At 25.5% G+C, this 3275-nt stretch carries 3 protein-coding genes and 1 pseudogene; 3 read left to right on the top strand and 1 reads right to left on the bottom strand.

Translation table 11 applies throughout. The annotated features are described in order from the left end of the window. The first annotated feature begins 119 nt into the window (after positions 1-119). The 3 genes from ACRC03_RS09110 (at position 120) to ACRC03_RS09100 (ending at position 2809) form a co-directional block, all read left to right on the top strand. Entirely contained in the window at positions 120-263 is a 144-nt protein-coding gene (locus ACRC03_RS09110; protein WP_438652253.1) for a cyclic lactone autoinducer peptide, read from the top strand. Positions 264-1206: 943 nt separating this feature from the next. After that, positions 1207-1773 carry a sigma-70 family RNA polymerase sigma factor gene (locus ACRC03_RS09105; protein ID WP_438652252.1) on the top strand — a complete coding sequence of 189 codons (567 nt, stop codon included), beginning with the start codon at positions 1207-1209 and terminating at the stop codon, positions 1771-1773. Continuing rightward, positions 1766-2809, top strand: coding sequence for a DUF4179 domain-containing protein (locus ACRC03_RS09100; RefSeq protein ID WP_438652251.1), 1044 nt, complete (start codon positions 1766-1768; stop codon positions 2807-2809). The genes ACRC03_RS09105 and ACRC03_RS09100 overlap by 8 nt, the downstream gene beginning before the upstream one ends. Positions 2810-2844: 35 nt before the next feature. Here ACRC03_RS09100 and ACRC03_RS09095 read toward each other — a convergent pair. Then, positions 2845-3275 (bottom strand): annotated as a pseudogene (locus ACRC03_RS09095) (hypothetical protein); the annotation flags it as partial.

The raw sequence follows: 3275 nt of genomic DNA, 5'->3' as shown, positions 1-3275 counted from the left end.
CTATAGGAATTTACAATAGTAGATTTTATGAATATTCAATATACATGGCGTCTTCAATATGGTGTACTTTTATAATGTTAAAGCTAGCAATTATAAGCAAAGGAAAGGAATCATAAAAAATGAAAAAGATTTTAAGTATAGCATTAAAAAACGTAGGAACATTAGCAATAGGTATTTTATTCTTATCAGCTAATACTACATCAAATTTTATATCACATCAGCCAGAAATGCCAAAAGATATTAAGAAATTTAAAAAAATGTAATAGTCAAAATTAGAAGATAGGGGAAGTTTACACCTATCTTTTTTATATATAAATCAAGGAGTGAGGTTATGATTTTATCTGTTGAATATGTGAAGATAAAAGCGTTCATAGGAATGTATTATATGAATACTTATGATCACTAGTTATGACCATACTTAAAGCATTGCAATTGCTAGCTTAATTTTGCTTAACGTGTAAAATCCGTATTTCGCCGATGCTACCCATTTCTTGAAAAAGCTAAAATTAAATAAGCCATAAAACTATTGATATACGTTGATATATCTTAGGTTAAAGGCTATTCTCATACCAGCAATAGAAATAAAATTATTAAAATTAAATACCATTCATGCATACAAAAATGCTATTCATGTGTTTAATATTGAAATTTAATATATTAAGATGTTATATTTTACATACTGATGATGATATTATTAATAATGAAACGAATCTAAAAATTATAAAATATAATGAAAAATAATAGAGAATAAAGAGTAATCTCAATATCTTGCCTATGGCTACCGATAGATGTAACCCTCCAAGCAACATCACCTATCATAGACTCTAAATATGCAGATCCTGAAGATCTAGTTTGATTATTATTTAATTGTGGTTGGCTGAATAATTCAACTTATGAAATACTCATATTTTAACTAGGTTTTTCATCAGTAAAGGATTAAGAGAATGGAAACATTTTAAGAACACTTACAAATAAATACCTAGAGGGAATTAGGATATATAAGTATATCAAATAGATATTTAAAAGTACATGGAACTTAATGAACCTCCGTATACCGAACGGTACGCACGGTGGTGTGAAAGGACGCTAAATAAAATAATTATTTAGATCCTACTCGATTTTATTATGAAATTTATTAATATTTTGAAACTTTTTTTATATTTATATTATCTAATATATATAACATAAAAACCTAAGGAGGCTTTAATGGGTATTATTAAAAAACTTAACATTTTTACTTCAAATTCTCAAGCAGACTCTGAAGAAATTTTAATAAAAAAATCAAAAAATGGATGTAATGAGTCTTTTGAAAAATTACTAATTATCTATGAAAGCTATCTATATAAAATGGCTTATTTACATGTTAAAAATGAACAAGATGCACTAGATATATATCAAGAAACTATCTTAAAGGCATATATGAATATATCAAATTTAAGGAAAAATAATTTATTTAAAACTTGGATAATAAAAATATTAATAAATAATATCTATTCTAAAAATAAACATGATTCTAAATACAGTAATGTAGATTTTGAAAACTATATTATTGACTATACATACTCAGATATAGAAAAAAATATAGATTTATATGCAGCAATAGATGTATTAGACGAAAAATATAAAACTCCTATTATATTACATTATTTTTATGACTATACAATTAGTCAAATTTCAGATATAACAAATTCTAATGAAAATACAATTAAGACAAACTTAAAAAGAGCTAAGAAAAAAATGTATGATATTCTAAAGGAGGGAGAAAATGAGTAAATTAGATAATATAAAAATTCCAAGTAATTTAAGACAAGTTACCAAAGATACTATAGAAAAAGGAAAGGCTATAAAGCAAAGAAAAAAGCTTAAAAAACTTAAAATAGCGGCAATAGTAATTTTGACATTAAGTACAAGCTTAACAATTATTAATCCTTCCTTAGCTAAGAATATATTGGATATAAGTGATTTTTTTCAAATTCTACCTCCTAGCTATGGAGAATATGCTCAAAATATAAATATAACAAAAACTGTAGGCGATGTAAGTTTAACAATTAATGATGTTGTATGTGATGGAAGTACAATAAATTTTGTTTATACTATAAAGTCTAAAGATAGACTTCCTCGCAAAACTTTTGAAATTAAACTTGATGAACTTGATTATCCTTTAATTCAAGATGAAATTATATTATTAGATACTGATATAAAAGTTAAAAATGGAATTGCTTCTTACAATTCAGATACTCATAAAGGATATGTAGACGACTATACATATCAAGGTATGATGTCCTATAATTTAATTTTTAGAAACTTTAAAGTACCTGAAACGATTAATATAGATTTATCTGTAAATAGTATAGCTCTATCTGGTGTTAACTCTGAGAAAATAGCTAGTGGATTTAATTTCGAAATTAATGTACGAGCTAATGTGGAAAATAAAGTTATAGACATAAATAAATCTAAAGATGGATTTAATATACATTCTGTAGTAATTACAGAACAAACTATAAAAGTTAACGTAAGTTTTCCTAAAAAATATTTAAACAATAATGATAAATCTAATATGTATTCAATGGAACCGGTTATAACTTTTGATACTAAATATGATTTAAATTTAATTGGTAAAAGTTATTTAATGGATGAAAGAAATGGAAAAGATTATTATTCTAAGTTTGGGAAAGTTTATGACAGTATTGTGATTGATAATATGTATGGTATTGGATCTTTTTCAGATGAGTATATAGTATTGAATTTTGAAAATTTTAATACTGAGTCTGATAATGATACTAATTTTAAAATATACTTAGATAAATAAAAAAGATATTTGCATTTGCAAATATCTTTTTTACTTTATCCAATACGGAATTCTCCAATAATAGTTTTCCCATCTTTATCATATACAGGTATCATTCTAAAAGAGTTTTCTCCAAGCATTGCTTGTGTTCTAAGTGCTTCTTCTGGCGATTTGGGACTATCTCCAAGTAATGCTTCTTCTGATATATATCCAATTTTTCCATTTGTAGCTTGTGCTGGAATCATTTTATATTTACTGTAAAGCTCATCTTGCTCTTTTTGTTCATCTAAAGATAATCTAGGTGTATTTGATTTAGGTAATTCTTTGTCAAAATATCCTGCTCCATTTGAAATTCTTACATATCCTCCAGCAGAATAATTCATACCTGGATCAGCTGCATTACTGTTTGCTGTTGATGTAGAATGTGAACTTGTAGATGTTTCATTATATTTCCATCCTGATGAGTGTATTAATACATTAGTTCCGG

Origin of the sequence: Romboutsia sp. (genome assembly GCF_051659545.1) — a bacterium.
In the GTDB taxonomy this organism is placed as follows: domain Bacteria; phylum Bacillota; class Clostridia; order Peptostreptococcales; family Peptostreptococcaceae; genus JBOFOR01.
This window is presented reverse-complemented; position numbering and strand designations above follow the sequence as displayed.

Bases quoted from the DNA above. Each gene is read 5' to 3' on its own strand.
- ACRC03_RS09110 (WP_438652253.1), top strand. From the start codon at position 120: ATGAAAAAGATTTTAAGTATAGCATTAAAAAACGTAGGAACATTAGCA.
- ACRC03_RS09105 (WP_438652252.1), top strand. From the start codon at position 1,207: ATGGGTATTATTAAAAAACTTAACATTTTTACTTCAAATTCTCAAGCA.
- ACRC03_RS09100 (WP_438652251.1), top strand. From the start codon at position 1,766: ATGAGTAAATTAGATAATATAAAAATTCCAAGTAATTTAAGACAAGTT.